The organism is Muricoccus harenae (assembly GCF_009848505.1).
GTDB classification, from domain to species: domain Bacteria; phylum Pseudomonadota; class Alphaproteobacteria; order Acetobacterales; family Acetobacteraceae; genus Roseomonas; species Roseomonas harenae.
In genome coordinates this window covers 1-26,958 of the sequence record NZ_WWDL01000005.1, presented here as the reverse complement: position 1 = coordinate 26,958, position 26,958 = coordinate 1, and the positions used below count along the sequence as shown (strand labels likewise).

Genomic DNA, 26,958 nt, shown 5'->3' with positions numbered 1-26,958 from the left:
GGTGAGTCCTGGGGATGGAATCAGGTGGTGATCACCCCGGCGTGAGTCATGGGGGCCGTGAGTCACGACTCACGCCACCCTGGATGGAATCCTCCGCCCTGACTCTGAGTCCTGCGGGGCGAGTCGCCGACTCGGCTTCGATTAGCGAGTCGCGGCGCGCTCCAGCCTGTGGAAAACCCTCGGGACGACAGGCGCCGGCGATTGCGTCCACAAGACTCACAGGGTCCCTCTACCACCCCTCCTTTCTTAAGAATCCTAATTAGAGTGAAAGAGGCGCGATGGACCGCGTGGATAAACCCTTCCTGAGAGCCCTTGCCGGGGAGCCCGTCTGGCCGCCGCCGATCTGGCTGATGCGCCAGGCGGGGCGGTACCTGCCCGAGTACCGCGCCACGAAGGAGAAGGCGGGCGGCTTCCTGGAACTGTGCCTGAACCCCGAGCTGTCGGCCGAGGTGACCTTCCAGCCGCTGCGCCGCTTCCCGATGGACGCGGCCATCCTGTTCACCGACCTGCCGATGCTGCCCTGGGCCATGGGGCAGGCGCTGCGCTACGGGCAGGGCGGGGATGATGGGGTAGGGCCGATCCTGGAGCCGGTGCGGGATGCGGCCGCGCTGGCGGCGCTGCGGCCGGGGGATGCGGCGCGGCGTGCGGCGCCGATCATGGAGACGGTGGGACGCATCCGGGCGGGGCTGGAGCGGGACCATAAGGGAACGGCGCTGATCGGCTTCGCGGGGGCGCCCTGGACGGTGGCCTGCTACATGATCGACGGCCGCGGCGGACATGGCTTCCCGGTGGCCCGGCGGATGGCTGAGGACGACCCTGGGCTTCTGGAGAGCCTGTTCACGGTGCTGCTGGAGGCTTCGGAGGAGTATCTCGTCGCCCAGACGGAGGCGGGGGCGGAGGCGCTGATGCTGTTCGACTCCTGGGCGGGAATGCTGCCGCCCGACGGGTTCGAACGGTGGGTGGTCGAGCCGACGGCCACCTTAACCGCCAGGCTGCGGGCGCGGCTGGGGGCGGATTTCCCGCTGATCGGCTTTCCCCGGCTCGCGGGCGAGGCGGGGATTGCCGCCTATGCCGCGCGTGCAGGGGTGCAGGCGGTGGGGCTGGACGAGACGGTGGACCTGCTTGGGGCGCTGCCGGGGAATGTGACGCTGCAGGGCAACCTGGACTCGCGGGCGCTGGTCGAGGGCGGGGAGAGGATGCGGGCTGAGACCGCGGCGATCCTGGACGCGATGCGGGGGCGGCCCTTCGTGTTCAACCTCGGGCACGGGATTACGCCGGATACGCCGCCGGAGCACGTGGCGGCGTTGGTGGAGCAGGTGAAGCGGGGGTGACGCCGGAGGCTCTGCCTCCGGACCGCCGCCGGGGCCGCGGGCCCCGGACCCCGCCTTGGGTGTGCACCGATTGGACGAGACAGCCAGAAGAGCGCGGGCACGCCGTGCCTGCACCGGGACCACGGATTCGTGAGATGAAGAATGGTTCACCTGAGCGACATGTTTTGTCAGGGTTGAGCCAGGGCACCGGGAATGCAGGAAACGCCGCGTGAAATTGTCCGCCCCTTGGGGCAAAATCGGCAATCGCCCGAGGATGGTATTTACGGCTGGATTTTCGGGGGCGAACCACGCGCACGCGCTGGGCGGCGTGCGTGGCAATGGCTTCGAGCACTTCTCCCTGCGCGGCAGTGCCCGGGCCTCCGAAGGCTATCGAAGTCCGTCCTTTGGCTGAGCGCGCCTAGGCGCCGCTTTCCTTCTCCTTCCTTCCAGACTGCCACCGCCGCGCTTCCGCGCCGGCGCCGTCATGCATGGCGTGCGGTTCGCGCGCGGCTACCGGGATGCTCACCTCCATGCTGGAGAACCTCCTGCTCGGCTTCGATGTCGCGCTGAGTCTGAAGAACCTGCTTTTTGCCTTTCTCGGCGCGCTGATCGGCACGGCCATCGGCGTGCTGCCCGGTCTCGGCCCCACGGCCACGATTTCGCTGCTGCTGCCGCTGACCTTCGGGCAGGACCCGGTGACGGCCATCATCATGCTCGCTGGCATCTATTACGGCGCGCAGTATGGCGGCTCGACCACGGCGATCCTGCTGAATCTGCCTGGTGAGATCTCCGGCGTCGTCACGGCGATCGAGGGGCACCAGATGGCGCGGCAGGGCCGTGCCGGGGCGGCTCTGGCGGCGGCGGCCCTCGGTTCCTTCTTCGCCGGCACCATCTCCACCGGCGTGGTGGCGGCGGCGGGGCCGGCGCTGACCTCGGTGGCGCTGTCCTTCGGGCCGCCGGAGTATTTCTCGCTGATGGCGCTTGGCCTCATCGTCTCCTGCGTGCTGTCGCAGGGCAATGTCATCCGGGCCGTGAGCATGGTTCTGCTGGGCGTGATGCTGGGCTTCGTCGGAACGGATGTGCAGACCGGGCAGCAGCGCTTCACCTTCGGCGTGCCCGAACTGTCGGACGGCATCAACTTCGTCGTGCTGGCGATGGGGCTATTCGGCGTCTCCGAGATCATCATCAACCTGAGCTATCCGGAGAACCGCAGCGGCACGGTGGCCAAGCACGGGAAGCTGTGGCTGACGCGGGAGGAATGGCGCTACGCGGCGCCGGCCGCCGTGAGGGGCACGGTGCTGGGCACGGTGCTGGGCATCCTGCCTGGCGGCGGCGCCTCGATCTCCTCCTTCGGCTCCTACATGCTGGAGCGGAAGATCACCCGCCGGCCGGAGATGTTCGGCAAGGGCGCGATCGAGGGACTGGCGGGGCCGGAGAGCGCCAACAATGCGGGCGCGCAGAGTGCCTTCATCCCGCTGCTCACCCTCGGCATTCCGTCCAACGCCGTCATGGCGCTGATGGTGGGCGCGCTGATCATCCAGGGCATCCAGCCGGGACCGCGCATGATGGAGGCGCAGCCCAGCCTGTTCTGGGGCCTGATCTGCTCCATGTGGGTCGGCAATGTGATGCTGCTGATCATCAACCTGCCGATGGTGGGGCTGTGGGTGCAACTGCTGCGCGTGCCCTACAAGTACATGTACCCTTCGATCCTGGTGTTCTGCTGCATCGGCGCCTACAGCCTGAACAACAGCGTCTTCGACATTTACATCATGGGGGCGGCTTCGCTGCTCGGCTATGTGCTGACGCGGTTGAAGCTGGATACGGCGCCGCTGCTGCTGGGCTTCGTGCTCGGCCCCATGATGGAGGAGCATCTGCGCCGTGCGATGCTGCTCTCGCGCGGGGATTGGATGACCTTCCTGGAGAGGCCGATCAGCGCTTCCATCCTGGGCGTGGCGGCGCTGGCGCTGGCGCTGATGCTGTCCCCCGCGATCCGGCGCAAGAAGGATCAGGCGCTGGCGGATGAACCGGCCTGAACCGGTGCGGGGGGAGCGATTCCCCCGCATGCCAGGTTGGCGCGACGTCTCTGTTCCGTCATGCAGGCTTCATCGGGGTGCGATGGGGCGTGCCTAGTCTCCCGGCCCGATCGCGACCGGGAGACACCGCATGACGAACCGCCGTTCCATCCTTGCCGGCACGGGCGCCGCGGCGCTGCTGGCGCAGTTCCAGGGCTTCGCCGCGGCGCAGACGCCTGCCGCGCCGGGACAGCCGCTGTTCCGCTTCGGCCTGGTGTCGGATCCGCAATATGCGCCGGTCCCACCGAACCTGGTGAATGGCCGCTACTACGCCAACAGCCTGTGGAAGATGCAGGAGGCGGTCGCCACCTTCAACGCGCAGCCCGACCTGCGTTTCGTGGTGACGCTGGGCGACATCATCGACCGGCAATTCGAAAGCTTCGCGCATATCCTGCCGATCTATGACACGCTGAAGCACGAGAAGTTCTTCCTGCTCGGCAACCACGACTTCGAGGTGGGACGGGAATCGCTGCATGCCGTGGTGCGCACTGTGGGGATGCCGCGCGCCTATTACGACTTCGTCGGCGGCGGCTTCCGCTTCATCATGCTGGACGGCAACGACGTAAGTCTCTTCGCGCCGCCAGCCGGCGATGCGCGGCGGGAACTGGCGGCGCAGCGGCTGAAGGCGCTGAAGGACCGGGGCGCGGAGAATGCGCAGAGCTGGAACGGCTCGCTCGGCGATGAGCAGTTCGCCTGGCTGGAAGCGACGTTGCGTCGTGCGCGCGAGGCGGGAGAACGGGTGATCGTGATGAACCACTACCCGGTGTTCCCCGCCAACAAGCACAACATGTGGGATTCCGAGCGGATCGTGACGCTGCTGACCGGGCAGCCGCATGTCGTGGCCTTCTTCAACGGCCATAATCACGCGGGCAATTACGGCGAGCGCGAGGGCGTGCACTTCCTGAACTTCAAGGGAATGGTGGATACGCCGACGACCACGGCCTATTCGATCGTCTCCGTGCATGCGGACCGGATCGAGATCCAGGGCTTCGGGCGGGAGGAGAACCGGATGCTGGCGCTTCGGGCGAAGGCCTGAGGGACGGCCCCGGAGGCTCTGCCTCCGGACCTCCGCCGGGGTGGCGGCGGCCACCCCGGACCCCGCGATCTGTTTTTTGGTCTGCGCGCCGGCTGTGGCGCCGCAGGCAGATTCTCCGGGACGCGCGGGCTGGCCTGTCAGTCGCCTGAGGTCGTGGACCTCAGGCGCGCTTCAAAACAGATCGTGGGGTCCGGGGGCCGCGTTCGGCCCCCGGTGGGGTCCAGGGGCAAAGCCCCTGGCCTTACTCAGCCATTCCGCCGCGCATGCGCCCGCACGGCGGACTGCACGGCCGCGAGGTCGTTCGGCAGCACCGTGAAGCGTTCCTCGCGCTCGTAGAGGTCGGCCATATGCGGCGGCAGGCCGGGGCGGGTGCCGGTGGCCTGTTCGACCGCGTCCGGGAATTTCGCCGGATGGGCGGTGGCGGCGACGATGATGGGCGTGGCCATGTCGTCGGGCGGGCAGGCGTGGCTGGCGGCGGCGCCGGCGGCGGTGTGGGGGTCGGCCAGGTAGCCTTGCGCGTGGAGGCGGCGCATCTCCGCGATGGTGTCCTCGTCCGACACGGCCTTGGCGCGGAAGAGGGCCGTGGCATCTCGCCAGGTGCTGTCCGCGATGGGCATGGCGCCGGTCTCGCGGAAGGCGCGCATGGTGGCGGCGGTCTTCGCGCCGTCCCGGTGCAGGAGTTCGAAGAGCAGGCGCTCGAAGTTGGAGGAGACCTGGATGTCCATGCTGGGCGACAGGCTCGGCACGACCGGCTGCGCCGTCATGTCATTGGCGCCGATCCAGCGCGCGAGGATGTCGTTGCGGTTGGAGCCGATGATGAGGGTGGAGATGGGCAGGCCCATCCGGCGGGCGGCCCAGGCGGCGAAGACATTGCCGAAATTGCCGGTGGGGACGGCGAAGGCGATTTCGCGCTGCGGGGCGCCGAGGGCGAGGGCGGAATAGACGTAGTAGGGAATCTGCGCCGCGATGCGCGCCCAGTTGATGGAGTTGACGGCGGAGAGGCTCATCTCGGCGCGGAAGGGTGCATCGTTGAACATGGCCTTCACCATGTCCTGGCAGGTGTCGAAGTCGCCCTTGATGGCGATGTTCTTCACGTTGGGGGACAGGACGGTCGTCATCTGCCGGCGCTGCACCGCGCTGGTGCGGCCTTCGGGGTGGAGGATGACGATGTCGACGCTCGCGCGGTCACGGCAGGCCTCGATGGCGGCGGAGCCGGTGTCGCCCGAAGTGGCGCCGACGATGGTGATGCGTTCGCCGCGCCGGGACAGCACATGGTCGAACATGCGGCCGAGGAGCTGGAGGGCGAAGTCCTTGAAGGCCAGCGTCGGGCCGTGGAACAGCTCGAGGGCGAAGCGGCGTTCGTCGAGCTGGATCAGCGGGGCAACAGCCGGGGTGGTGAAGCCAGCATAGGCGTCGCGGCACATGGCCAGCAGGGCGCCATCCTCGAAGCAGTCGCCGGTGAAGCGGGCGATGATGTTGGCAGCGAGGTCCGGATAAGGGAGGCCGCGGAGTGCGTCCCATTCCTCGGGGAGGAGGATGGGCCAGGTCTCCGGCAGGAAGAGGCCGCCATCCTCGGCCAGGCCGGCGAGGAGGACGGATTCGAAGGAGCGGGGGGCGGCCTCGCCGCGTGTGGAGACGTAGCGCATGGCAGGGGCTTAGCGGAAAGGTGCGGCGGCCGGAATGGCTGCTGCTGCATGGGGGCTTCGTGATTGGAAGGGGGCCGCCGGTGGGCGCCAGGATGGTGGCATGATCCGGCGTGCATTTCTGACCCTTGCCCTCCTCCTGCCGGCCTGGTCGGGCTTGGCGCAGGAGCTGGTGGCGGCCCGGCCGGGAATGCCGGAGGGGGATGCGCTGGTGGCGCGGCTGCGGGCCGGCGGGCTGGTGCTGTTCATGCGCCATGCCGATACGCGGGGGGAGGCCTGCGACCGAAGCTTCCGGGTGGGAGACCGGGCGGGGCAGCGGAACATCTCGGCGCTCGGGCGGGAGCAGGCGGCGGCGGTGGGGCGGCGGCTGGCGGAGCTGGGCGTGCGGCTGGAGGAGCCGGTTCTGGCGGGGCCTGTGTTCCGGGCGCGCGACACGGCGGAGATCGCCTTCGGGGCCGGGCGGGTGCGGGTGACCGATGACCTGCTAGCCGATGATTATGCGGGCGGGCGGCTGGCCGAAGTGATGGCGGGCCATCGGCGGCTGCTCTCGGCGCCGGTGGCGGCGGGGGTGAACCGGATGCTGGTGGGGCACCGGACGCCGCTGATCATGATCGCCGGGACGCCGGTGGGGGGGCGGGCGCTCCCGGAAGGGGCCATTGCGGTGATGGAGCCGGGCGCGGATTTCCGCGTCCTGGGAATCCTGGAACTGGCGCCGCTGCCGGGCGGGGGGTTCCACGGGTGCTGATCCCGGTGCTGCACGGGGAGGCATTCCGGCACTGGCGGCAATCGGCCTAGCCTGCGGGTCCCGAACACCGGGTTGAGGAACAGTCCATGATCCATGTCGTCGCCATCATCACCGCCAAGCCCGGCCAGCGGGAGGCGCTGCTCGGGCTCTTCCGCGCCAATATGCCCGCCGTGCTGGCAGAGGATGGCTGCATCGAATACGGGCCGGTGGTCGATGTGCCGGATTTCGGGCCGGTGCAGACGCCGGTGGGCCCGGACACCTTCCTGGTGATCGAGAAGTGGGAGACGCCCGAGGCGCTGAAGGCGCATGGCGCCGCACCGCATATGGTGGCCTATGGCAAGGCATCCCGCGAGCTGATCGCCAGCCGCACCATCCATGTGCTGGCGCCGGCGGCATGACCAGCCGGGAGCTGGCCGCGCGGGTGGCGGCGCTGCTGATCGCGCGGCGGCAGACCCTGGCGGTGGCGGAATCCTCGGCCGGGGGGCTGATCGCCTCCGGGTTGCTCGCGGTGCCCGGCGCCTCGGCTTATTTCCTCGGCGGGGCGGTGGTCTACACCGCCCAGGCGCGCGAGGCGCTGCTCGGGATCACGCCCGAGATGATGGCGGGGATGCGGCCCTCCACCGAGGGATATGCGAAGCTGCTGGCGGCCGGTGCGCGGGGCAAGCTGGGCGCCGACTGGGGGCTGGCGGAGACCGGGGCGACGGGGCCTTCCGGCAACCGCTATGGCGATGCGGCCGGACATGCATGTTTTGCGGTGAGCGGGTGGCTGGCCTGGAGGATGGCGCAGGACCAAGCCCCGCCGGGCGGGGAGGCGGCGCGGACGCTGGAGACCGGGTCGGCGGACCGGGAGGCGAATATGGAGGCCTTTGCCGTCGGCGCGCTGCGGATGCTGGAGGAGGCACTGACCAGCTGAGGCAGGCCAGGGCCGGCTCACGGAAACTGTACCGTCCGGACGGTACAGTTCAGGGGCATGTCGCCCGAAGCCGCCCGCCCTGATGTCCGCACCCGTGTCCTCGACGCCGCGGAGGCCATCATCCGCGCCAGGGGCGTGCATGCCCTGACGATCGAGGGGGCGGCGCGGGAGGCGAAGGTCTCCAAGGGCGGGCTGCTCTATCATTTCGCCTCCAAGGAGGCGCTGCTGGCTGCGCTGATGCAGCGGCTGGCGGATGGCATCACGGCGGATTGGGAGGCGATCGTCGCCTCGCAGCCCGAGGGGCCGCAGCGGGCGCTGCGGGCCTGCCTGGCCTTCACCTTCGACGAGCCGGCCATCCGCGAGACCCATGCGCGCACGGCGGCGGTGCTGCTCGCAGCCTTCCACCACGATCCCGCGCTGCTGGACCCGATCCGCGCATTTTTTGCCCGCATCCGGGCTGAGGCGGTGGCGGATGGCACGCCGGCCGGGGTGGCCTCGGCGATCATGCTGGCGGGGGACGGGCTGTTCATGGCTCGGCTGTTCCGGCTCTACGAGCCGGGGGCGGCGGAGCTGGCCTCGCTGCGCGCGACGCTGCACGGGCTGCTCGGGAGCGTGTCGTGAGGCGCTGGGCCTGGATCGGGACGGCGCTGGTCGCGGCCGGGATCGGGGCCTGGGCGGCGGGGATCGGGCCCTTCGCGCCGGCGCCGGTGGCTCCGCCCGTGGCGGATGCCGCGCCGGCCGGGGTGGGCGCGCTGGGGCGGGTGGAGCCGGCGGGGCGCATCCGGCGGCTCTCGGCGCCTTACACCGGGGCGCGGCTGGACCGGCTGCTGGTGACCGAGGGCGAGACGGTGGCCGAGGGGCAGGTGCTGGCCGAGTTCTCGGAGGCCGCGCAACGCGATGCGGCGGTGGCCGAGGCGGCGGCGAAGCTGGCGCAGGCCAATGTGATGCTGGAGCGCACCCGCCGGGGCGGGAGCGTGAGCGAGGTGGAGGCGGTTGAGGCGCGGGTGGATGCGCTGAGCGCGGCGGAGGAGACGGCGCGGCGGGATGCCGCGCGGTCCCAGTCCCTCGTGGCTTCCGGCGCGGGGGCGGCGGCCCAGGCGGAGCGCAACCGGTATCTGGCGGCGCAGCGCCGGGCGGAGCGTGCGGCGGCGGAGGCGGAGCTGGAGACGCTGCGCAACCCGCGGCCCGAGGATGTGGCGCGGGCGCAGGCGGATGCGGCGCTGACGCGGCTGCTTGCGCCCACTTCCGGGACCGTGCTGCGCGTGATCGCGCGCGCCGGCGAGGCGGCGGGAACGGAGGGCGTGCTGGAGCTGGGCGACCTGTCGCGGCTCGACGTGGTGGCGGATGTGTATGAGACCGATCTGCCGCGGCTGCGCGAGGGCGCGGTGGCGGAGGTGATCGTGCCCGGCGAGGAGGTGCGACACAATGCGGTGGTACGCGAGATCGGCTGGGTGGTGCGGCGCACGACGCAGGCGGGCACGGACCCCGTGGCAGCGGTGGATGCGCGCACGGTGGAGGTGCGGCTGACGCTGGACGAGGCCGGGCGGCAGGCGTTGCTGCGGCGTTCCGGCATGCAGGTGCAGGTGGCGATCCGGCCATGAACGCGATCACGGATCTTCGCGGGCGAGTGCGGGACGGGGCGCGCGAGGCGGCGCGGCCGCCGGGGCTGCTCGCGGCCTCCGGCCTCGCGCTGCGGCTGGCCTGGCGGCAGCTGTGGTCCGAGAAGGCGCGGCTGGCCTCGGCCATCGCGGGGGTGATGTTCGCTTGCGTGCTGGTGTTCATGCAGCTCGGCTTCCGCGCCGCGCCGTTCGAGAGCGCGACGACGCTGATCGGCGCGATGCGGGCGGATTTGTTCCTGATGAACCCGATGACGCTCGCCTCCTTCCGGCCGGAGCCGATGGCGCGCGTGCGCGTTTCGCAGGCCCTGGGGGTGGAGGCGGTGCAGGCGGCGGTGCCGGTGTATCTGGCGCAGTCGAGCTTCCGGAATCCGGAGACGGGGCGGCGGCGCACGATCCAGTTGGTGGGATTCGACGTGGAGGCGGGGGTGCTGGACCTGCCCGGGCTGGCGCCGCTGCGCGATGCGCTGAAGCAGCCGGACAGCTTCGCCTTCGATTCCCGTTCGCGCCCGGAATTCGGGCCAGTGACACAGATGTTCCAGGAGCGCGGCGCCTATCCCGTGCAGATTGGCAACCGCGAGATGCGGGTGGTGGGCACGATCGAGATGGGCACCTCCTTCGGCGCGGATGGCAATGCCGTGCTGCCGGAGGTGAATTTCCAGCGCGTGGTGCGGGAGCAGCCGGCGGTGATGGTGGACCTGGCCGCGATCCGGCTGAAGCCGGGGGCTGACCTGCTGCAGGCGCAGGCGGCGTTGCGCGCGGTGCTGCCGCCCGATGTTGCCGTGCTGACGCAGGCGCAGCTGCGCGCGCATGAGCGGCGCTACTGGGAGGAGGGAACGCCGATCGGCTTCATCTTCACCTTCGGCAGCCTGATGGGGCTGATCGTGGGGATGGTGATCGTCTACCAGATCCTGTTCAGCGACATCGCCGGGCATCTGAAGGAGTATGCGACGCTGAAGGCGATGGGTTATTCCAACGGGCATCTCTCGCGCGTGGTGCTGGGGGCGGCGGTGGTGCTGGCTTTCCTGGGCTTCGTGCCGGGGGTGGTGGCGTCCGCGGTGCTGTATGGCGTGGTGGCGGATGCGACCTTCCTGCCGTTGCACATGACGGGCGGGCGGGCGCTGGCGGTATTCGGGATGATCTTCGCCATGTGCGCGGCGGCAGGGCTGCTGGCGATGCGCAAGCTGCGCGATGCCAATCCGGCGGACATGTTCTGATGATGAATCCTGTCGAGATCTCGGATCTCACCTACGCCTATGGCGAGGGCGTGCTGCGGCGGGAGGTGCTGCGGGACGTGGACCTGCGCGTGGCGCCGGGGGAGATCGTGCTGCTCACCGGCCCTTCGGGCAGCGGCAAGACGACGCTGCTGACGCTGGCGGGCGCGCTGCGCGCGGTGCAGCAGGGATCCTGCCGCGTGCTGGGACGGGAGCTGGCAGGGGCGCGGGAGGCGGATCGCGTCGCGTTGCGGCGGAACATCGGATTCATCTTCCAGAACCACAACCTGCTGGGCTTCCTGAGCGCGCGGCAGAACGTGGCCATGGCGCTGGAGCTGGATGGCGGCACCACGGATCGCGGGCGGCTGGAGCGCGCGGGGGAGATGCTGGCTTCGGTGGGGCTGGCGGAGCATGCGGAGAAGCGGCCGGGGCAGCTTTCGGGCGGGCAGCGACAGCGCGTGGCGGTGGCGCGGGCGCTGGTGGGTTCGCCCGGGCTGGTACTGGCGGATGAGCCGACCGCTGCGCTGGACAAGGCCAGCGGGCAGGAGGTGGTGCATCTGCTGCGCGACCTGGCGCGGTCCCGCGGTGCCGCGATCCTGCTGGTGACGCATGATCCGCGCATCCTGGACGTGGCGGACCGGATCGTGGCGATGGAGGATGGGCGCGTGGTGGCCGATGGGGCTGCGCGGGCGGTGGTGGGCTAGGCACGAGCGCGGCGGCGGTTGCAACGACTGTTGCAATCAGCGGCCTGCGTGGAGCAGGCGGTCAGGTGACGGATTGCGGCGGGGGCCAGACCGTTTCCTCCGTCCAGCCGAGCTCCGCGAACTCCCCGGCGCGCAGTGGTGCCTCTTTCGCGGAGAAGAATTCGTCGAGCTGGGGCGGGCGTACCGAGGTGCCGCTCAGCATCGCATGGGCCTGGCCGCGATGGTGGATCTGGTGCTGGAACAGATGCAGCAGCAAACGGTCCATCCGCTCCTGCTGGATACGCGTTGCGCGGTGCACGGAAACGATGCGTTCCAGGCCGGCGTCGTCCAACGCCGCCACGAGGGTGATCAGGCGGTGGTCGATCTCCGCCTGCGCTTCCTGGAGTGCGGCGACGGTGGCGCAGGGCTCCGGATCCGCCCAGGCCGCCGGGCCGAGCGTGCCTCCTTCCATCGCGTCCACGTAGAAGCGATCGATGACGAGGATGTGGTTGAGCGTGGCGCGCAGGCTCGGGAAGAAACCGGTGCGTGGCGCGTCGAACTCGCCGGGCTTTAGCCGGGTGCAGGCGGCCAGCAGGCGATGGTTCGCCCAGGCGTTGTTGTAGGCCATGCCGCGATAGGGACGCAGAACATCCATCAGCATCATTGGAGGCGACGCGCGCCTCCGGCCTCCGTTGTCTGTGACGCAAGGTATCATGCGCGGGTGGTGATTGCGTCAGCGCGGGTCAAGCCTGCCTTCCTGTGGCCGCCGCGCTTCCCGATTTCGTTCGGGACTATGGAACTACCAGCGCGGCGCCGCTGGCGTAGAGGCGTTCGCGCAAACCGTGCATTGGGCGCAGGAGGACGATGCCCGGGGCCGGGCGTCGCATGAGCTCGGCCTGAGTTTCGGCGATGGCGGCGCTGGCGGCGTCATCGCTGCGGAAGATGGCGACGAGCGGCGGCTCGTTGAGGGGCGGTGGCAGCATACGACCTAAATTCGGGACGGTGTGTGAAGCATAGGTTAACGGGCCCGTCATGCTGCCGGCGTAAGGGTTTTGGTGGAGCGAAACGCGGGCCCGCTTGCCGCGTTCAGGGCCCCGGCGGGGAAAATAGATCCTTCACCGTCTTGTCACGGCGGGCCATCTTGAGTGCGCCGGTCCGCGACAACACTGTTGGCGAGACGGGCGATCCACTGTTCCGACCGGATGTTTCCGGCGGCACGGGATGGGCGCCTGGTCCTGGTTCCGGAGTTCGAGTTCATGCGCGCACCACTTCCTGGCCGCGACTATTTTCCGCCGCGCGTTCTTCTGCGTGGCATCACCCCGTCCACCATGGTGGATGGTGCGCGGGCGGGGAATCGCGAGGCGGCGCCGCGCGACGGCTTGCTGGCGCTGCGCCCCGGCCCGGCCTTGCTGCCCGCCGTGCCGCCGTCGCCGATGATGGGGGTGCGGCCCGCGGCGGCCTGAATGACGGAAGCCGAATCAGGGGAGCAGGAGACGCGGATCGAGCGCCGTCGCGAGCCAGAAGAGGGCCAGGTGCAGGTGCGGGCCGGTGACGCGGCCGGTGGCGCCGGATGCGCCGATGACCTGGCCGCGCGACACTGCCTCCCCCTCCCGCACGTCCAGCCGCGACATATGGGCGTAGAGGGTGGTCACGCCGTGGCCATGCTCGATCAGCAGGGTGTTTCCCGTGAAATAGAGATCGTCGGCGGGGGTGACGCGGCCTGAGGCCGCGGCGGCCAGCGGCGTGCCGGTGGGCACCGCGATGTCCAGCCCGAGATGGGGCGCGCGGGGCTGCCCGTTCAGGATGCGCTGGCTGCCATAGACGCCGCTGATGCGGCCGCGCGTAGGCCATTCGAAGCCCTCGGCGAAATGCGGCGTGGCGCTGTCCGTGCGGCGGGCCGCGTTCAGGCGTTCCTGTTCCGCGCGGATGCGGGCGAGGGCTTCGGCATCGGGCGTCACCATGCGGCCGGGGAGGCCTTCGAGACGCTGGATGTCCCATTCGCGCGGGGCGACCGCGAGGCGGCGTTCCTCGCGGCGGCCGTCCGGGGTGGTGACGGCGAGGCTGGCCTGTGGTCCGGCGTCCCGCCCGAGGCCGAAGGCGAAGATGCCCTGGAGGGAGACGCGAAGGTTGCGGCCTTCATAGGCGATGCGGCTGCCGGGATCCGCGCGGCCGGTGACGAGCGCGCCCTGCGTCACGCGATCCGGGAGGATGAGGGCCGCAGCCGGCCGGGCAAGCAGCAGAGCGGGCAGGGCAAGGACAGCGCGGCGAGTTGCCATGGGTGCTCCAGTAAACCGACGAAAATAGAAGGGGGTCCGGGGGGATACCTCCCCCGGCCTGTCCCCTTAAAGCAGCGTCTCCTGCTCCGCCGCCGCCTTTCCGCGCTTCTTCGCGCGCTCATCCGCCACGTTCACGCTGCCATCCGCGAATTGCAGCGTCAGCCGCTGCCCCGGGGCGACGCTGGCTGCCGCCGTGACGGGGAGGCCGCTGCTGTCGCGCACCAGGGCGAAGCCGCGTTCCAGGAGGGCCTGGTAGGAGGCGCCTTCGAGGCGGGCGGAGAGGCCGCGCAGCGCCGTGCGGCATTCGCGCATGCGGGAGCGGAGGAACGGCGTGGGATCGGGCTGCAAGGCGAGGGTGCGGGACTTGCGGGCTAGGGCGGCCTGGGTTGCGCCGGTGATGCGGAGGCCGAGGAGGTCCAGGACCGCACGCCGCTGCGCGATGGCTTCCTGTGGGCGAGGAAGGCGGGAGGCGGCGGATTCGAGGGTGCGGCGCTTGGCCGCGATCAGCGCGCGCGGGGCGAGCTGCAGGCGGTGGCCGCGATCCTCCAGTCGGTTGCGGCCGGCGGCGATGAGGGCGGGAAGGTCGGGCAGGCCGGAGGAGGCGCGGGAGAGGCGCAGATGGCCGCGCTCGAGCACGGAATGGCCCGCGCGGGCGAGGCGGGTGGCGCGTTGCTGCAGGGCGGCCAGGAGTTCCTCGCGGGAAGGGACGGCGAGTTCGGCCGCGGCGGTGGGGGTGGGGGCGCGGCGGTCGGAGGCGAAGTCGATCAGCGTCGTGTCGGTTTCGTGGCCGACGGCGGAGATGAGCGGGATGGGGGAGGCGGCGGCGGCGCGGACGACGATTTCCTCGTTGAAGGCCATCAGGTCCTCAAGGCTGCCGCCGCCGCGCGCGACGATGATGACATCGGGTCGCGGGATGCGCCCGAGGGGGGAGAGGCCGCCCATGATGGCGATGGCGGCGGCGACCTGCTCGGCGGCGCCGTTGCCCTGCACGGCCACGGGGATCAGCAGCACGCGGCGGGGGAAGCGGCGGGCGAGAGTGGTGCGGATGTCGTGCAGCACCGCGCCCTTCTCGCTGGTGATGACGCCGATCACCTCGGGCAGGAAGGGCAGGGGGCGCTTGCGGGCTTCGTCGAACAGGCCTTCGGCGCCGAGGCGCAGGCGGAGCTTCTCGATACGGGCGAGAAGCGCGCCTTCGCCGGCATATTCCAGGCGCTCGATCTGCAGGGCGTAGTCGGAGCGCTTGTCGGAAGCGGTGATCTTGCCTGTCGCGATCACCTCCACCCCGTTTTCCGGTTTCACGGTGAGTTTCGAGAGGGCGCCGCGCCAGATAATGGCACGGATCGTGCCGCTTTCGTCCTTCATCGAGAGGTAGGAGTGGCCGGAGGGATAGGTCTTGAACTCGCAGATCTCGCCGCGCACGCGGATGCGGCCGAAGGCGCTCTCCAGCGTGCGCTTCACCGCGCCGGAGATTTCCGAGACGCTGTATTCGGGGATGTTGCTGGGCGTGCCGTCCATCGGGGGATTATGGCGGTTCGCGGGCGCCGGCGCCACGCGCCGGCCAGAAACTTCCGGCCGCCCCGGCCTTTCCGTTACTTCAACAGCAGGAGGCTACCAGCCCGCATGTCCGTGGACGCCACCGAAATCCCGATGGAGGAGCAGCTTGCGCGGCTGCGCCGCTATGCGGAGATCCTCAGCGATTTCGGGCGCATGGCGGCCGAGAGCAGCGAGGCGGACCGGGTGGCGCAGCTGGCCTGCGTGCAGGCCGCGCGGGGCATTGGCGTGCGGCACAGCAAGGTGCTGCGCTACCGGCCAGAGGCGGCGGACCTGCTGATCATTGCGGGGGTGGGGTGGAAGCCGGGGGTGGTGGGGCATGTGAGCCTGGGCACCGACCTGGCCTCACCGCCAGGCCAGGCGCTGCGCACGCGGCTGCCGAACGTGATCGGGGACGTCTCGCGCAATCCGGAGTTCCGCTACTCGGCGCTGCTTCGGGAGCACGGCATCATCTCGGTGCTGAACGTGCCCGTGGCGGTTGATGGCGATGTGTGGGGCGTGCTGGAGGTGGACAGCGAAATCCCGCGCTATTTCGGGCCCGACGACACGCAGTTCCTCCAGGCCCTGGGGAACACGCTGGGGCTGGCGCTGCGCGGGCGGATCGGGATCAAGGAGGTGGTGGACGCGGCCGCCGACACCGCCCGGCTGCTGGCGCAGGAACGGATGCTGCGGGTTGAGCTGCAGCATCGCAGCAAGAACGACCTGCAGCTGATCATGGCGCTGCTGGTGATGCAGCGGCGCCGGCTGCCGGATGCGGAGGCGCGGCGGATCTTCGGCCATGTGCTTGAGCGTGTGGGAGCGATCGGCGTGGCGCATGACCAGCTGAACCTGGACAGCGGCACGGGGCAGATCGAGATCGCCGATTACCTGCAGGCGCTATGCGGCAATCTCTCGCAACGGCGGGAGGGGGTTTTGATCGAGACGTCACTGGAGCCGGTGGAAATGCCGCATGCCCGGGCGGTGCCGCTGGGGCTGATCGTGAACGAGCTGGTGACCAATGCGCTGAAGCACGCCTTTCCGGAGGGGCGGAGCGGGACGATCCGGGTGGAGTTCGCCACCCTGTCGGGCGGCGAGGCGCAGCTCTGCGTGCGCGACGACGGGGCGGGCATGGGGCCGCCGCGCGCGGGCAGTTCGGGCACGGAGTTGGTGCGGGGGCTGGTGAAGCAGATCGGCGGGCGCATGGTGCAGGCGGAGCAGGCGCAGGGGACGGGGTTCTGCGTGCTTTTTCCGCTCGTGACCTGAGGCGGGCTTCGCGGGCTGCTGGCCAGGCGCCCTAAGGCGCAGACGCGGGGCGGCTTACGCGGCATAAGGCGGCGCGCCGGTGCAGCAGCCGGCGGTGCAGGAGATTGGGGTGCGCATGAAGGTTCTTCTGGTCGGCGGCGGTGGCCGCGAGCATGCGCTGGCATGGAAGATCGTGCAGAGTCCGCTGCTGACGCAGCTGTGGTGCGCTCCGGGCAATCCGGGGATCGCGGAATTCGCCGGCTGCGTGGCGATCGGGGCGGAGGACATCCCGGGGCTGGTGGGCTTTGCGCGGGAGAATGGCGTGGAGCTGGTGGTGGCAGGCCCGGAGGCGCCGCTGACGCTGGGGCTGGCCGATGCCTGCGCCGAGGCGGGGATTCCCTGTTTCGGGCCAAGCGCGGCGGCGGCCATGCTGGAAGGGTCTAAGGCCTTCACCAAGGAGGTGCTGGATGCCGCGGGGGCACCGACCGCGGCGTGGCGGCGCTTCGACGATCCGGTGGCGGCGCGCGACTATGTGCGGGTGCGGGGCGCGCCGATCGTGGTCAAGGCGGATGGGCTGGCGGCCGGGAAGGGCGTGGTGGTCGCGGCCACGCTGGAGGAGGCCGAGGCGGCCATCGCCGACATCATGGAGAGTCGCGTGCATGGCGCGGCTGGCGCCAGCGTGGTGATCGAGGAATGCATGATGGGGGAGGAGGCCTCCTTCTTCGCCCTGTGCGACGGGGTGCGGGCGGTGCCGATGGCGGCGGCGCAGGACCATAAGCGCGTGGGGGATGGCGATACCGGGCCGAACACCGGCGGCATGGGCGCCTATTCGCCGCCGCCCGCCTTCACCGACGCGATGCGGGACGAGGTGATGACGCGGGTGGTGGAGCCGGTGCTGGCGGAGATGGCGCGGCGGGGCTCGCCCTTCCGGGGCGTGCTGTTCGTCGGGCTGATGCTGACGGCGACGGGGCCGCGGGTGATCGAGTTCAACGTGCGTTTCGGCGATCCGGAGTGCCAGGCGCTGATGATGCGCCTGAAGAGCGACCTGCTGCCGGCGCTGCTGGCCTCCGCGCGCGGCGATCTTTCGGGGGTGGAGCTGGAATGGTCGGCGGATCCCTCGCTCGTCGTGGTGGTGGCGGCGCGGGGCTATCCGGGGGCGGTGACCAAGGGCGAGCCGATCGGCGGGCTGGAAAAGGCGGCGGCCATCCCCGGCGTGCGGGTGTTCCATGCGGGCACGGCGCAGGGCGCGGATGGGGCCGTGGTGGCCTCGGGCGGACGGGTGCTCGGGATCGGTGCGACGGCGCCGGACCTGCGGACGGCGCGGGAGGCGGCCTATGCCGCGGTGGATGCGCTGGACTGGCCCGGCGGGTTTTGCCGGCGCGACATCGCGCACCGGGCGCTCTGAAGCCGGTGTCCTGAACTGATGGAGGGGACCGCTTCCATCCGATGCGGCGACGACCTGCGGGGCCGGGTGCCGGGAGCGTATTTCTGCCTGGCCGACCCCGTCTGCCAGGGCCCGGTGGAGGGGAAGTTCCTTTCCGAATACGTCTCCCGCCGCGCGGTCTTCGTAGCCGGGCATTACGGGCATGGGGTGGCGGCGGTGCGGGCGCGGCTGGCGGCGGAGTATGCGGCCCTGCGGGAACTGGCCGGGCATGAGCGCATCCTGCTGTGGTTCGAGCATGACCTGTGGGACCAGGCGGTGCTGATCCGGCTGCTGTCCCTGCTGGCGGACATGCCCGTGCTGGCGGGGCGGCTGCACCTGATGCCGGCGGATGGCCTCCGGACCTTCCCCGAGCTGCCGCAGGGGGAACTGGAGGCGCTGGTACCGGAGCCGCTGCCCTGGTCCGGGGTGGAGGCCGGGGCGGAGGTGTGGCGGGCCTTCTCCGCACCGGACCCGACGGCGCTGGACCGGCTTTCCCGCCGGGCCCTGCCCTTTCCGCATCTGGCGCGGGCGATGCGGCGGCACCTGCAGGACCTGCCCTGGGTGACGGATGGGCTGGGGCTGACGGAGCGGCGGCTGATGGAAGGCGTCGCGGGCGGGGCGGGGGATGAGAGCGCGCTGTTCCGGCACCTGCGGGCCTCCGATCCGGTGTTCCACGTGACCGACCTGATCGTGCAGGACCTGCTGAAGCGGCTTTCGACCGGGACGCGGCGGCTGGTTTCGCGGGATGCGCCGCATGGGCTGACGCCACGCGGGGCGGCGATCCTGGCGGGGGAGGAGCGCTATGTGCCGGGGCCGCGCTTCCAGGCGGGGGTGGTGGTCGGGCCGGGCGGCGGGTGGTGGTGGAACCCGCGGGCGGCGGGGGTGACGGATGTGCCGCCGGGGCGGGGACGGGCTGGGTTGTTTGGGTGAGGGGGGCGCCGGAGGCTCTGCCTCCGGACCTCCGCCGGGGGGCCGGCGGGCCCCCCGGACCCCGCGATCAGTTTTTGGGTAGGCGCCGCAGGCGAATTTTTTAAGCCGCGCGGTCTGACCTGTCAGTCGCCTGAGGTCACCGACCTCAGGCGCATCTGCAAACAGATCGCGGGGTCCGGGGGGCGCGTTCGCCCCACGGTGGGGGTGCAGGGGGCAAGGCCCCCTGCTTCACGCCGTGCTGACAGCGCCCAAGGCTTGACCCTTGGCCATCCCGAACCGACTTTCCGTGCCAAGCCCCTTGCAGGGACCCCCCTTCGGGAATTGGGATAAGATGAGCGAGAACACCAAGGCTGTCAGCGACGACAGCTTCAAGACCGACGTGCTGGAGGCCTCCGGCCCCGTGCTCGTGGATTTCTGGGCCGAGTGGTGCGGCCCCTGCCGCATGGTTGGCCCGATCCTGGACGAGATCGGCCGCGACTATGCGGGCAAGCTGACCGTGGCCAAGGTCAATATCGACGAGAACCCGATGACGCCGAACGAGTACGCGGTGCGCGGCATTCCGACGATGATCCTGTTCAAGGACGGCAAGCCCGTGGAGACGAAGGTGGGCGCCATGCCGCGCGGCCAGCTTCGCGACTGGGTGGACCAGGCGATCGGCGCCAAGGCCTGATCCGCTTGCGGGCCGCGCGCTTCCTCGCGCCATTGCTGGGATTGGGGCTGGCTGCCTGTTCGGCCGGCCCTGTCTCGGCGCAGGAGGTGGTGCGCAGCGAGCAGGCCAGCTTCCGGGTGCGGGATTTCTCGACGGGGCTGGAGCATCCCTGGGGTGCCGCCTTCCTGCCGGATGGGCGGCTGCTGGTGACAGAGCGGCCGGGGCGGCTGCGGGTTATCGGGCAGGACGGGCGCGTTTCGGCGCCGGTGCAGGGCGTGCCCGATGTGGTGGCGCAGGGGCAGGGCGGGCTGCTGGATGTGGCCCTGGCGCCGGATTTCGCGCAGACGCGGCAGCTTTACCTGTGCTTTGCCGGAGCGGCGCAGGGCGGGGTGCTGACGCGGCTGGTGAGCGCGCGCCTCTCGGCCGACATGGCGCGGCTGGAGGGGGTGGCGACGCTGCTGGATGCGACGCCCGCGCAGTCCTCCGGACGGAACCATTACGGCTGCCGGATCGTCTTCGGGCGGGACGGGAAGCTCTACCTGTCCACTGGCGACCGGTATTCCGACAAGTCGCGGGCGCAAAGGCTGGGGGATCTGGCCGGGAAGGTGCTGCGGCTGGAGCGGGACGGGCGGCCGGCGGAGGGGAACCCCTTCATCGGGCGCGAGGGCGCGCGGGCGGAGATCTTCTCCTACGGGCATCGGAACCCGCAGGGGCTGGCGGTGAATCCGGCCACCGGCTCGATGATCGAGATCGAGTTCGGGGCGCGGGGCGGGGATGAGGTGAACCGGCTGCGCGCTGGCGCGAATTACGGCTGGCCGCTCGTGTCCTACGGAACGGATTACAATGGCAGCTCGATCGGGACGGGAAAGGCGAGCGCGCCCGGGATCGAGGAGCCGTTGCGGCACTGGACGCCGGCGGTGAGCCCTTCGGGCGGCAATTTCTATGTGGGCGATGCCTTTCCGGCCTGGCGGGGAAACCTGTTCCTGGCGGCGCTGAGCCCGCCGGGACTGGTGCGGCTTTCCATGGATGGGGACCGGGTGGTGGGCGAGGAGCGGCTGTTGTGGAACCGGACGCGGTTCCGGCAGGTGCTGCCTGGGCCCGATGGGTTCCTCTATATCCTGACCGATGAGGCGCGTGGGCGCGTGCTGCGGCTGGAGCCGGCTTCGTGAGCAGCCAGGGTGTTGAGGCGGCGGGGCTGTTCGGCTTATCCGCGCCCCTGCCGATGGGCGGCTCCGCGCCGCTGGCGGATTACCGCGGCCAGGTGCTGCTGATCGTGAACACCGCCAGCCAGTGCGGCTTCACGCCGCAATATGCGGGGCTGGAGGAATTGCAGCGGCGCTACGGACCGCGCGGCTTCTCGGTGCTGGCCTTTCCCTGCAACCAGTTCGGCAAGCAGGAACCCGGGGACGCGGCGGAGATCGCCAGCTTCTGCACCACCAAATACGACGTGACCTTTCCGGTCTTCGCGAAGGTGGAGGTGAATGGGGCGGGGGCGGATCCGGTGTTCCGCTTCCTCAAGCAGGAGGCGCCCGGGGCGCTCGGCACGCAGGCGGTGAAGTGGAACTTCACCAAGTTCCTGGTGGACCGCGCCGGGCGGGTGGTGGCGCGCTATGCGCCCGCCACCGCGCCCGCGAAGCTGGCGGGCGAGATCGAGCGGCTGCTGGACGCCTGATACTGGCGGCTGCTTGCAGCCGGGGCGCCTCAGGCGGCCTTGGCGCCGCCGGGGCGGGGAACGCTGATCACGAAGAGGCGGTGGTTGGCGATGTCGATGTTGCGGCGCGCCTTCTCGTTCCAGACGCGGTCGGCAGTCTTGACGTCGTGATAGGGGCCGTAGCTTTCCTCGGTGCCGGGCTCGAGAGTGGTGAAGCTCGCGTCGGTGAAGACGCCGCCCCAGATGAAGTGGAGCTGCGGGTAGGTGTTGTCTGGCATGGACCCCTGCTTGGCGTTGGTGCAGTGCGGCACATAAGCCCGCGAGGGTGATTTCCCAAGCACGGGCAGGTTACGAATGCGGCGGGGTGGCTGCCCGGAAGCGGGTCCTTCCGTTGTTCCAGGGGCATGTTGTTCTGCTTTTGTGCTTGTCGGTCCGGAGGAGCGGGGCTATATCCCGGGGCCAGCCGGAAGGTGCCCGATGGAGCTGCGCGAGAAGCTCGAAATCCTCGCGGATGCCGCGAAATACGATGCGTCCTGTGCGTCCTCCGGCACTGAGAAGCGGGATAGCCGCGATGGCGGGCTGGGCAGCACGGAGGGCATGGGGATTTGCCATGCCTATGCGCCAGATGGGCGCTGCATCTCGCTGCTGAAGGTGCTGCTGACGAATGCCTGCGTGTTCGACTGCGCCTATTGCATCAACCGCGCTTCCTCGAACGTGCGGCGGGCGCGGTTCTCGGTGCGGGAGATCGTGGAGCTGACGCTCGACTTCTACCGGCGGAACTACATCGAGGGGCTGTTCCTTTCCTCCGGCATCATCCGTTCGCCGGATTATACGATGGAGCAGATCGTGCGCGTGGCGCGGGAGCTGCGCGAGACGCATGGCTTCAAGGGCTACATTCATCTCAAGACCATTCCCGACGCGGCGCCGGAGTTGCTGGCGGAGGCGGGGCGGCATGCGGACCGGCTGTCGATCAATGTGGAGTTGCCGCAGGCGGAGAGCCTGAAGGCGCTGGCGCCGGAGAAGGATGTGGGCGCCATTCGCCTGGCGATGGCGGGGCTGCGCACGCGCATCGACGCGGCGAAGGAAGCGCGGAACGAGGCGGCGGTGGTGAAGGTGGCGATGGGCGGCGGGCGCCGTGCCACCGCGCCGCGTTTTGCGCCTGCGGGGCAGTCCACGCAGATGATCGTGGGGGCGGATGCGTCCACGGATGCGGTGATCCTGGATACGAGCGCGAACCTGTACGGGTCGTATCGGCTGAAGCGCGTTTATTTCTCGGCCTATTCGCCGATTCCGGATGCGTCCTCGCTGCTGCCGCCCGCCGCACCGCCGCTGGTGCGGGAGCACCGGCTGTATCAGGCGGATTGGCTGCTGCGCTTCTATGGCTTCACCGCGCCGGAGGTGATGGCGGGCGGGGAGGGCGGGATGCTGGACCTGGAGGTGGATCCGAAGCTCGCCTGGGCGCTGAAGCATCGCGCGGTGTTCCCGGTGGATGTGAACCACGCGGATCGGGAGATGCTGCTGCGCGTGCCGGGGCTGGGCGCGAAGACGGTGGAGAAGATCGTGGCCGCGCGGCGCGTGCGGGCCTTCCGGATGCAAGACCTGGCGCGGCTGCGGGTGAATCTGCGGAAGGTGGGGCCGTTCATCACGGCGGTGGATCACCGCCCGCGCGGGGGGCTGCTCGATCGCGCGGACCTGCGTGCCTTGCTGCTGCCGAAGGATGGGCTGGCGGAGCGGAATTCCATTCTGTCCGCCGGCATTCTGGCGCGGCCGGTACAGCTGCCGCTTTTCGGCGTGGCGCCGCATCAGGCCGTCCTGGCAGCCTGATGCAGCGCGGGCCTGTGGATCAGGGATTCCGGCACGGCGGGCATGGGTCTTTTGGCCCATGCCCGCCGCTTGCGTCAGCGGCGGTAGCGCCGCGCGTCGCGCCGGCCCTGCATATAGGCGCGTTCTTGCGCCTGCTCGGACTGGTCGTAGAGGTAGCCGGCGCCCGCGCCGACGCCGCCGCCGAGCAGTGCGCCCCAGCCGGCATTGCCGCTGAAGGAGCCGACGAGGCCGCCAAGGGCCGCGCCGCCCAATGCCCCGGTGCCGACGGTGCGCTGGGTGCGGTCCATCCCGGCGCAGGCGCTGAGGGAGAGGGCGGCGAGCAGGGGAAGGGCCAGGCGGGAGGCGCGCAGGGTCATGGTCTTCCTCATCTCAACGGGCGCTGCGGGAACCGCGCGCGGCGGGCTGGGCCGCCCCGGCGGAGCAGGGATAGGTGGCCTGGGCCCAGCGCAGCAATCCGTCGGTCGCCGGCTCGCTGCCATATTGCGGGTTCTGCTTCGCCCAGTTCGCGAAGGCGATTGCCGATTCCGCGACCGAGGGGGTCGGGTTCGGCAGGCAGTATAGCGGCGGGCGCCGGCCGCCCGCGGGATGCAGCATGGTGTGGTAGTGGCCGAAGGCTGTCACATAGCCCTGGCAATAGGCGATGGCCTCCAGGCGCTGCACGCCCGTGGTGCTGGGCAGGCAGATCGCGGCCAGGTCCGCGGTGGTGGAGACGGAGGTCGGCGCCGAAGGTGACTGGGCGCGCGCGGTGGACGGCGCGGCGAGAAGCGCCGCGACGGGCAGGGCCGCCAGGGCGGCGATCCGGTGGATGGTCCGCATGGGTCTTCTGATGTCTCCCCTCACGGTTCCGGCGGCGGACAGGAGCTGCCCACCGCCAGAATTCGTGGATGCGTTGACGGGCCGCGAACGGACCCGGGGCGATTTCGGCCCCAGGCGGGGGGTACCACAACCCGTGATGGCACACAGGAGCGATCAACAATCGGCGTGCCGGGACGGGCCGGTGGCGTCGCGGCACGCCATGGAAGGCACGGGATGACCGGTTTTTGCGTGACGCTCCGGGCACCGGACGACTTCGAGGGCTGGCGCGATGCCGCGCGCGCGCTGGTCATGGCCGGGGTGCCGCCGGAGGCGGTGACGTGGCGGGTGGAGGGCGATCCTGTGCCGTTGTTCGGTGGCGGACCGCCGCCCGCGCCGCCGGCCGGTGCCGAGGCGCCGCGTGCGCCGCGCGACTTTCCCGATCTGGCGCGGCTGGTGTCGCGGCATCGCGATCCGGAGCGGTTCGCCTTGCTGCATGCGCTGCTGCATCGGCTGCAGGGCGAGCGCGGCCTGCTGGAGGATGCCGCCGATCCGGTGGTGGCGCGGGCGCAGGCGATGGCGCGCGCGGTGCGGCGGGACGCGCATAAGATGCACGCCTTCCTGCGCTTCCGCGAAGTGCGGGTGGAGGAGGGGGTGCTGTCCGCGCCGCTGCCCGGGCCGGCACCGGAGGCCGTGCCGCGCGATCCGGCGCCCGTGCGGGAGGCGCGCGGCTTCGCGCTGGCGCTCCGCGACATAGGGCGCCTCGATGATGATGACGTCGTGCCGGAGGCCGCGCCGGCACCGCCGGCCGTGCAGCCGGATGGACGTTTCGTCGCGTGGTACGAGCCCGAGCATCACATCCTGCGCGCGGAGGCCGGGTTCTTCCTGCGGCGCTTTGCGAGCCTGCGCTGGTCGATCCTGACGCCGGAGGGTTCGGCGCACTGGGATGGGGCGACGTTGCTCTTCGGCCCTGGTGCGCGGCGCACCGATGCGCCGGCGGAGGATGCGGCGGAGGTGCTGTGGCGGGCCTATTTCGCCTCGATCTTCAATCCTGCGCGGTTGAAGCCCGATGCGATGCGGGCCGAGATGCCGAAGAAGTACTGGCGCAATCTGCCCGAGGCGCAGGACATCCCGCGGCTGATGGCGGAGGCGCCGAAGCGTGTGGCGGAGATGGTGGCGCGCGGCGCGACGCCGGCCGCGGAGCGCCGGCAGCGCGGCGTGCACCTGCCGGCGCATCTGAAGACGCATCTGGGTGGGGGCGCAGGCGTTGAATCCGCCATGCCGGCCGATCTGCTGAACGACAGTGCTGATTTCACCAAGGGCCAGGCCGCGCTGCGGCGCGACCTGCTGGCGCGCAACGACCTGCCGCCCTGGGTGGCCAATGCCACGCAGCCCGTGATGGGCGAGGGGCCGCAGAACCCTTTGCTCATGTTCATCGGCGAGCAGCCGGGCGACGAGGAGGATATCCAGGGCCGGCCTTTCGTGGGCCCCGCCGGGCGGCTGTGGAACAAGGCGCTGGAGGAGGCAGGGGTTCCGCGTGACGAGGCCTATGTCACTAATGCGGTGAAGCACTTCAAGTTCACGCCCACCGGCAAGCGGCGGCTGCACCAGTCGCCGGATGCGGGGGATATCGCCTTCTACCGGCCCTTCCTGCAGCGTGAGATCGGGCTGGTGCAGCCGCGGCTGGTCGTGACGCTGGGGGCGACGGCGCTGCGGGCTGTCTCGGGCCGCGCCATGCCGGTGACGAAGCTGCGCGGGTCCCTGCTGCGCGACCCCGAGGGGCGGCCATTCTATCCGACCGTGCATCCCTCCTACCTGCTGCGGCTGCCCAGTGCGGAGGCGAAGGCGCGGGAATATGATCGCTTCGTCGAGGACCTGGGGCAGGCGGCGGCGACGGCGCGGAAGCTGGCGGCCTGAGTGACCACCGGAGGCTCTGCCTCCGGACCTCCGCCGGGGTGGCAGCGGCCACCCCGGACCCGGCGTTCAGTTTTTTAGGGGAAGGGCGCCGGCTGTGGCGCCGCAGGCAGATCCCTTGGCGGCGCGGGCTGATAGTCGGTCGCCTGAGGTCTTGGACCTCAGGCGCACAAAATAGATCGCGGGGTCCGGGGGGCCCGCCGCCCCCCAGCGGAGGGTCCGGGAGGCGGCGCCTCCCGGGGGCGAAGGTATTGCTAGCGGTAGAGGTAATCCGCCGGAAGGCCGAGGCGCAGGCTGGCCTGCACCGCCGGGCTCGCGCGCAGCATGATCCGGTCCGAGACGCGGCCGAGCATCCGCACCAGCGGCTTCTCCCAGGTGTGAAGGCCGTGGGAGGCGGTGAGGCCGAGGCGTTCCCGCACCCAGGCCGGCGTCATTTCCACCGCGGCGCGCAGCAGGAGGCGCTGCACCGGGCGCAGCGGGGCCGGGAAGGCGGGGGCGTGGCGCATGATCTCCAGGAATTCGAAGACGATGGGGGAGGGTTCCAGCCGGTCCCGCATGGAATCCAGCATGGCCTCCCATTCGGTGACGGAGCCTGGCGCCGAGAGGGCGCCGTAGAGGCGGGCGGCGGGTGCGCCCTCGGCATAGAAGCGGTCGAACTCCGCCGGTGAGAGGGGGCGGACATAGCGGTTGTAGGCCTCGCCGAAGCCGAAGCCGGCGGTGGCCTGCACCCAGCTCAGCAGCTCCACGTCATTGGCGTGGTAGGCGGCGCCGGAGGGCGTGTCGCCCGCCACCTTGTCGTGCATCCGCACCACGCCGGCGATCATCCGCTCCGCCACGCTGCGGGCGCCGTAGACGGTGACCATGGCGGCCAGGCCGGTGCGGCGGAGGCGGCGCACCGGTTCGGTGCGGAAGGAGGAATGCTCCCAGACGCCGCTGCGTACGCGCGGCTCGGCAAACTCCAGGATCACGGCCGCGACGCCGCCGACGAACAGCGCCACGGGGTTGCGGAAGACGCGCCAGGAGACGGACTCCGCGGGGATGAGGGCGGGTTCGCCCTGGGGCTGGGTGAAGTCGACGGCGGGGGTGTCGGGGGATTCAAGCAGGCTGCGTACGGCGGCGTCGATGCGGCGGCTGAGGGAGGTGGGCAGCGCAAGGGCGGGCATGGGGAGGGGAACATGGGGCGGGGGGCGCGGTTGCCCCAGGGGCATTGGCCTTGGCCTCAGCCGCCCGGCTTCGTTGCGCCCCATCGTCCACAGGTCTCGGACATCGAAATGAATCGCGGGAGGGCCGGAGGAGGACTAGACCAGATGTCCGTCTGAGGCGGGAGTGGCCCGCCTCGAACTGTGCAGGAATGACGAGGGTTGCGCTGGGTGTGTCGGCGCCTTGCCTCAGCACAGGAGACGGGCCGTGGGAGAGACTATCACTTTTGTCGGGCTGGACGTGCACAAGGCGACGATCGCCGTCTGTGTGGCGGAGGCTGGCCGGGACGGCGAGG

At 70.6% G+C, this 26,958-nt stretch carries 28 protein-coding genes; 19 read left to right on the top strand and 9 right to left on the bottom strand.

The window, feature by feature from the left end:
* Positions 1 to 278 precede the first annotated feature (278 nt).
* The 3 genes from hemE to GSE44_RS05515 all read left to right on the top strand — a co-directional run bounded on the left by hemE (position 279) and on the right by GSE44_RS05515 (position 4,418).
* A complete protein-coding gene (gene hemE / locus GSE44_RS05525) occupies positions 279 to 1,331 on the top strand; it encodes a uroporphyrinogen decarboxylase (RefSeq protein WP_159347802.1) in 1,053 nt (350 codons plus the stop codon).
* 509 nt (positions 1,332 to 1,840) lie between these two features.
* Entirely contained in the window at positions 1,841 to 3,343 is a 1,503-nt protein-coding gene (locus tag GSE44_RS05520) for a tripartite tricarboxylate transporter permease (protein WP_159347801.1), read from the top strand.
* Positions 3,344 to 3,473: 130 nt separating this feature from the next.
* Positions 3,474 to 4,418 carry a metallophosphoesterase gene (locus GSE44_RS05515; protein ID WP_159347800.1) on the top strand — a complete coding sequence of 315 codons (945 nt, stop codon included), beginning with the start codon at positions 3,474 to 3,476 and terminating at the stop codon, positions 4,416 to 4,418.
* A gap of 245 nt (positions 4,419 to 4,663) precedes the next feature.
* Here GSE44_RS05515 and thrC read toward each other — a convergent pair whose 3' ends face one another.
* Complete coding sequence (gene thrC, locus GSE44_RS05510) at positions 4,664 to 6,064, bottom strand: threonine synthase (RefSeq protein ID WP_159347799.1); 1,401 nt, start codon at positions 6,062 to 6,064, stop codon at positions 4,664 to 4,666.
* A 100-nt stretch (positions 6,065 to 6,164) separates the two neighbouring features.
* On the opposite strand from thrC, the gene GSE44_RS05505 reads away from it, so the two are divergent.
* The 7 genes from GSE44_RS05505 (at position 6,165) to GSE44_RS05475 (ending at position 11,253) form a co-directional block, all read left to right on the top strand.
* On the top strand, positions 6,165 to 6,806 hold the full coding sequence (locus GSE44_RS05505) for a histidine phosphatase family protein (protein ID WP_159347798.1): 642 nt from the start codon (positions 6,165 to 6,167) through the stop codon (positions 6,804 to 6,806).
* An 86-nt stretch (positions 6,807 to 6,892) separates the two neighbouring features.
* Positions 6,893 to 7,204 carry a putative quinol monooxygenase gene (locus tag GSE44_RS05500; protein ID WP_159347797.1) on the top strand — a complete coding sequence of 104 codons (312 nt, stop codon included), beginning with the start codon at positions 6,893 to 6,895 and terminating at the stop codon, positions 7,202 to 7,204.
* On the top strand, positions 7,201 to 7,719 hold the full coding sequence (locus GSE44_RS05495; RefSeq protein ID WP_159347796.1) for a CinA family protein: 519 nt from the start codon (positions 7,201 to 7,203) through the stop codon (positions 7,717 to 7,719). The genes GSE44_RS05500 and GSE44_RS05495 overlap by 4 nt, the downstream gene beginning before the upstream one ends.
* Before the next feature lie 57 nt (positions 7,720 to 7,776).
* Positions 7,777 to 8,340: a TetR/AcrR family transcriptional regulator gene (locus GSE44_RS05490; RefSeq protein ID WP_159347795.1), complete on the top strand. Its 564-nt coding sequence runs from the start codon at positions 7,777 to 7,779 to the stop codon at positions 8,338 to 8,340.
* Positions 8,337 to 9,320, top strand: a complete 984-nt coding sequence (locus GSE44_RS05485; protein WP_159347794.1) for an efflux RND transporter periplasmic adaptor subunit — start codon at positions 8,337 to 8,339, stop codon at positions 9,318 to 9,320. The genes GSE44_RS05490 and GSE44_RS05485 overlap by 4 nt, the downstream gene beginning before the upstream one ends.
* Positions 9,317 to 10,552, top strand: a complete 1,236-nt coding sequence (gene devC / locus GSE44_RS05480; RefSeq protein ID WP_235924577.1) for an ABC transporter permease DevC — start codon at positions 9,317 to 9,319, stop codon at positions 10,550 to 10,552. The genes GSE44_RS05485 and devC overlap by 4 nt, the downstream gene beginning before the upstream one ends.
* Positions 10,552 to 11,253, top strand: a complete 702-nt coding sequence (locus GSE44_RS05475; protein WP_159347793.1) for an ATP-binding cassette domain-containing protein — start codon at positions 10,552 to 10,554, stop codon at positions 11,251 to 11,253. Before devC ends, GSE44_RS05475 begins: the two co-directional genes overlap by 1 nt.
* Before the next feature lie 61 nt (positions 11,254 to 11,314).
* On the opposite strand, the gene GSE44_RS05470 is transcribed toward GSE44_RS05475, so the two are convergent.
* Together GSE44_RS05470 and GSE44_RS05465 are read right to left on the bottom strand one after the other, a co-directional pair.
* Entirely contained in the window at positions 11,315 to 11,887 is a 573-nt protein-coding gene (locus GSE44_RS05470; protein WP_235924576.1) for a DinB family protein, read from the bottom strand.
* A gap of 136 nt (positions 11,888 to 12,023) precedes the next feature.
* On the bottom strand, positions 12,024 to 12,215 hold the full coding sequence (locus GSE44_RS05465) for a hypothetical protein (RefSeq protein WP_159347792.1): 192 nt from the start codon (positions 12,213 to 12,215) through the stop codon (positions 12,024 to 12,026).
* A 273-nt stretch (positions 12,216 to 12,488) separates the two neighbouring features.
* Between GSE44_RS05465 and GSE44_RS05460 the strand changes: the two genes are divergently transcribed.
* Positions 12,489 to 12,695 carry a hypothetical protein gene (locus tag GSE44_RS05460; protein ID WP_159347791.1) on the top strand — a complete coding sequence of 69 codons (207 nt, stop codon included), beginning with the start codon at positions 12,489 to 12,491 and terminating at the stop codon, positions 12,693 to 12,695.
* 15 nt (positions 12,696 to 12,710) lie between these two features.
* On the opposite strand, the gene GSE44_RS05455 is transcribed toward GSE44_RS05460, so the two are convergent.
* Together GSE44_RS05455 and xseA are read right to left on the bottom strand one after the other, a co-directional pair.
* Positions 12,711 to 13,508, bottom strand: a complete 798-nt coding sequence (locus tag GSE44_RS05455) for a M23 family metallopeptidase (protein WP_159347790.1) — start codon at positions 13,506 to 13,508, stop codon at positions 12,711 to 12,713.
* A gap of 66 nt (positions 13,509 to 13,574) precedes the next feature.
* The gene (xseA, locus tag GSE44_RS05450; protein WP_159347789.1) at positions 13,575 to 15,023 is read right to left on the bottom strand and encodes an exodeoxyribonuclease VII large subunit; all 1,449 of its coding nucleotides are present in this window, start codon (positions 15,021 to 15,023) and stop codon (positions 13,575 to 13,577) included.
* 105 nt (positions 15,024 to 15,128) lie between these two features.
* On the opposite strand from xseA, the gene GSE44_RS05445 reads away from it, so the two are divergent.
* The 6 genes from GSE44_RS05445 (at position 15,129) to GSE44_RS05420 (ending at position 20,954) form a co-directional block, all read left to right on the top strand.
* Positions 15,129 to 16,301 carry a sensor histidine kinase gene (locus GSE44_RS05445; protein ID WP_159347788.1) on the top strand — a complete coding sequence of 391 codons (1,173 nt, stop codon included), beginning with the start codon at positions 15,129 to 15,131 and terminating at the stop codon, positions 16,299 to 16,301.
* 115 nt (positions 16,302 to 16,416) lie between these two features.
* A complete protein-coding gene (gene purD, locus GSE44_RS05440; RefSeq protein WP_159347787.1) occupies positions 16,417 to 17,685 on the top strand; it encodes a phosphoribosylamine--glycine ligase in 1,269 nt (422 codons plus the stop codon).
* A gap of 18 nt (positions 17,686 to 17,703) precedes the next feature.
* Entirely contained in the window at positions 17,704 to 18,633 is a 930-nt protein-coding gene (locus tag GSE44_RS05435; RefSeq protein WP_159347786.1) for a DUF1835 domain-containing protein, read from the top strand.
* A gap of 331 nt (positions 18,634 to 18,964) precedes the next feature.
* Positions 18,965 to 19,303: a thioredoxin TrxA gene (trxA, locus tag GSE44_RS05430; RefSeq protein WP_159347785.1), complete on the top strand. Its 339-nt coding sequence runs from the start codon at positions 18,965 to 18,967 to the stop codon at positions 19,301 to 19,303.
* Positions 19,304 to 19,308: 5 nt separating this feature from the next.
* Entirely contained in the window at positions 19,309 to 20,451 is a 1,143-nt protein-coding gene (locus GSE44_RS05425) for a PQQ-dependent sugar dehydrogenase (protein ID WP_235924575.1), read from the top strand.
* Positions 20,448 to 20,954 carry a glutathione peroxidase gene (locus GSE44_RS05420; protein ID WP_457852154.1) on the top strand — a complete coding sequence of 169 codons (507 nt, stop codon included), beginning with the start codon at positions 20,448 to 20,450 and terminating at the stop codon, positions 20,952 to 20,954. Before GSE44_RS05425 ends, GSE44_RS05420 begins: the two co-directional genes overlap by 4 nt.
* Positions 20,955 to 20,983: 29 nt before the next feature.
* Here the strand turns inward: GSE44_RS05420 and GSE44_RS05415 are convergent, their stop codons facing one another.
* A complete protein-coding gene (locus tag GSE44_RS05415) occupies positions 20,984 to 21,211 on the bottom strand; it encodes a DUF4170 domain-containing protein (RefSeq protein ID WP_159347784.1) in 228 nt (75 codons plus the stop codon).
* A 199-nt stretch (positions 21,212 to 21,410) separates the two neighbouring features.
* On the opposite strand from GSE44_RS05415, the gene GSE44_RS05410 reads away from it, so the two are divergent.
* Positions 21,411 to 22,757, top strand: coding sequence for a putative DNA modification/repair radical SAM protein (locus GSE44_RS05410; protein WP_159347783.1), 1,347 nt, complete (start codon positions 21,411 to 21,413; stop codon positions 22,755 to 22,757).
* Positions 22,758 to 22,831: 74 nt separating this feature from the next.
* Here GSE44_RS05410 and GSE44_RS05405 read toward each other — a convergent pair whose 3' ends face one another.
* On the bottom strand, positions 22,832 to 23,113 hold the full coding sequence (locus tag GSE44_RS05405; protein ID WP_159347782.1) for a glycine zipper domain-containing protein: 282 nt from the start codon (positions 23,111 to 23,113) through the stop codon (positions 22,832 to 22,834).
* Between the two features lie 13 nt (positions 23,114 to 23,126).
* Positions 23,127 to 23,573, bottom strand: coding sequence for a Rap1a/Tai family immunity protein (locus GSE44_RS05400; protein ID WP_159347781.1), 447 nt, complete (start codon positions 23,571 to 23,573; stop codon positions 23,127 to 23,129).
* Positions 23,574 to 23,786: 213 nt separating this feature from the next.
* Between GSE44_RS05400 and GSE44_RS05395 the strand changes: the two genes are divergently transcribed.
* Complete coding sequence (locus GSE44_RS05395; protein ID WP_235924574.1) at positions 23,787 to 25,466, top strand: UdgX family uracil-DNA binding protein; 1,680 nt, start codon at positions 23,787 to 23,789, stop codon at positions 25,464 to 25,466.
* Between the two features lie 251 nt (positions 25,467 to 25,717).
* On the opposite strand, the gene GSE44_RS05390 is transcribed toward GSE44_RS05395, so the two are convergent.
* On the bottom strand, positions 25,718 to 26,626 hold the full coding sequence (locus GSE44_RS05390) for an oxygenase MpaB family protein (protein WP_159347780.1): 909 nt from the start codon (positions 26,624 to 26,626) through the stop codon (positions 25,718 to 25,720).
* Between the last annotated feature and the right edge of the window lie 332 nt (positions 26,627 to 26,958).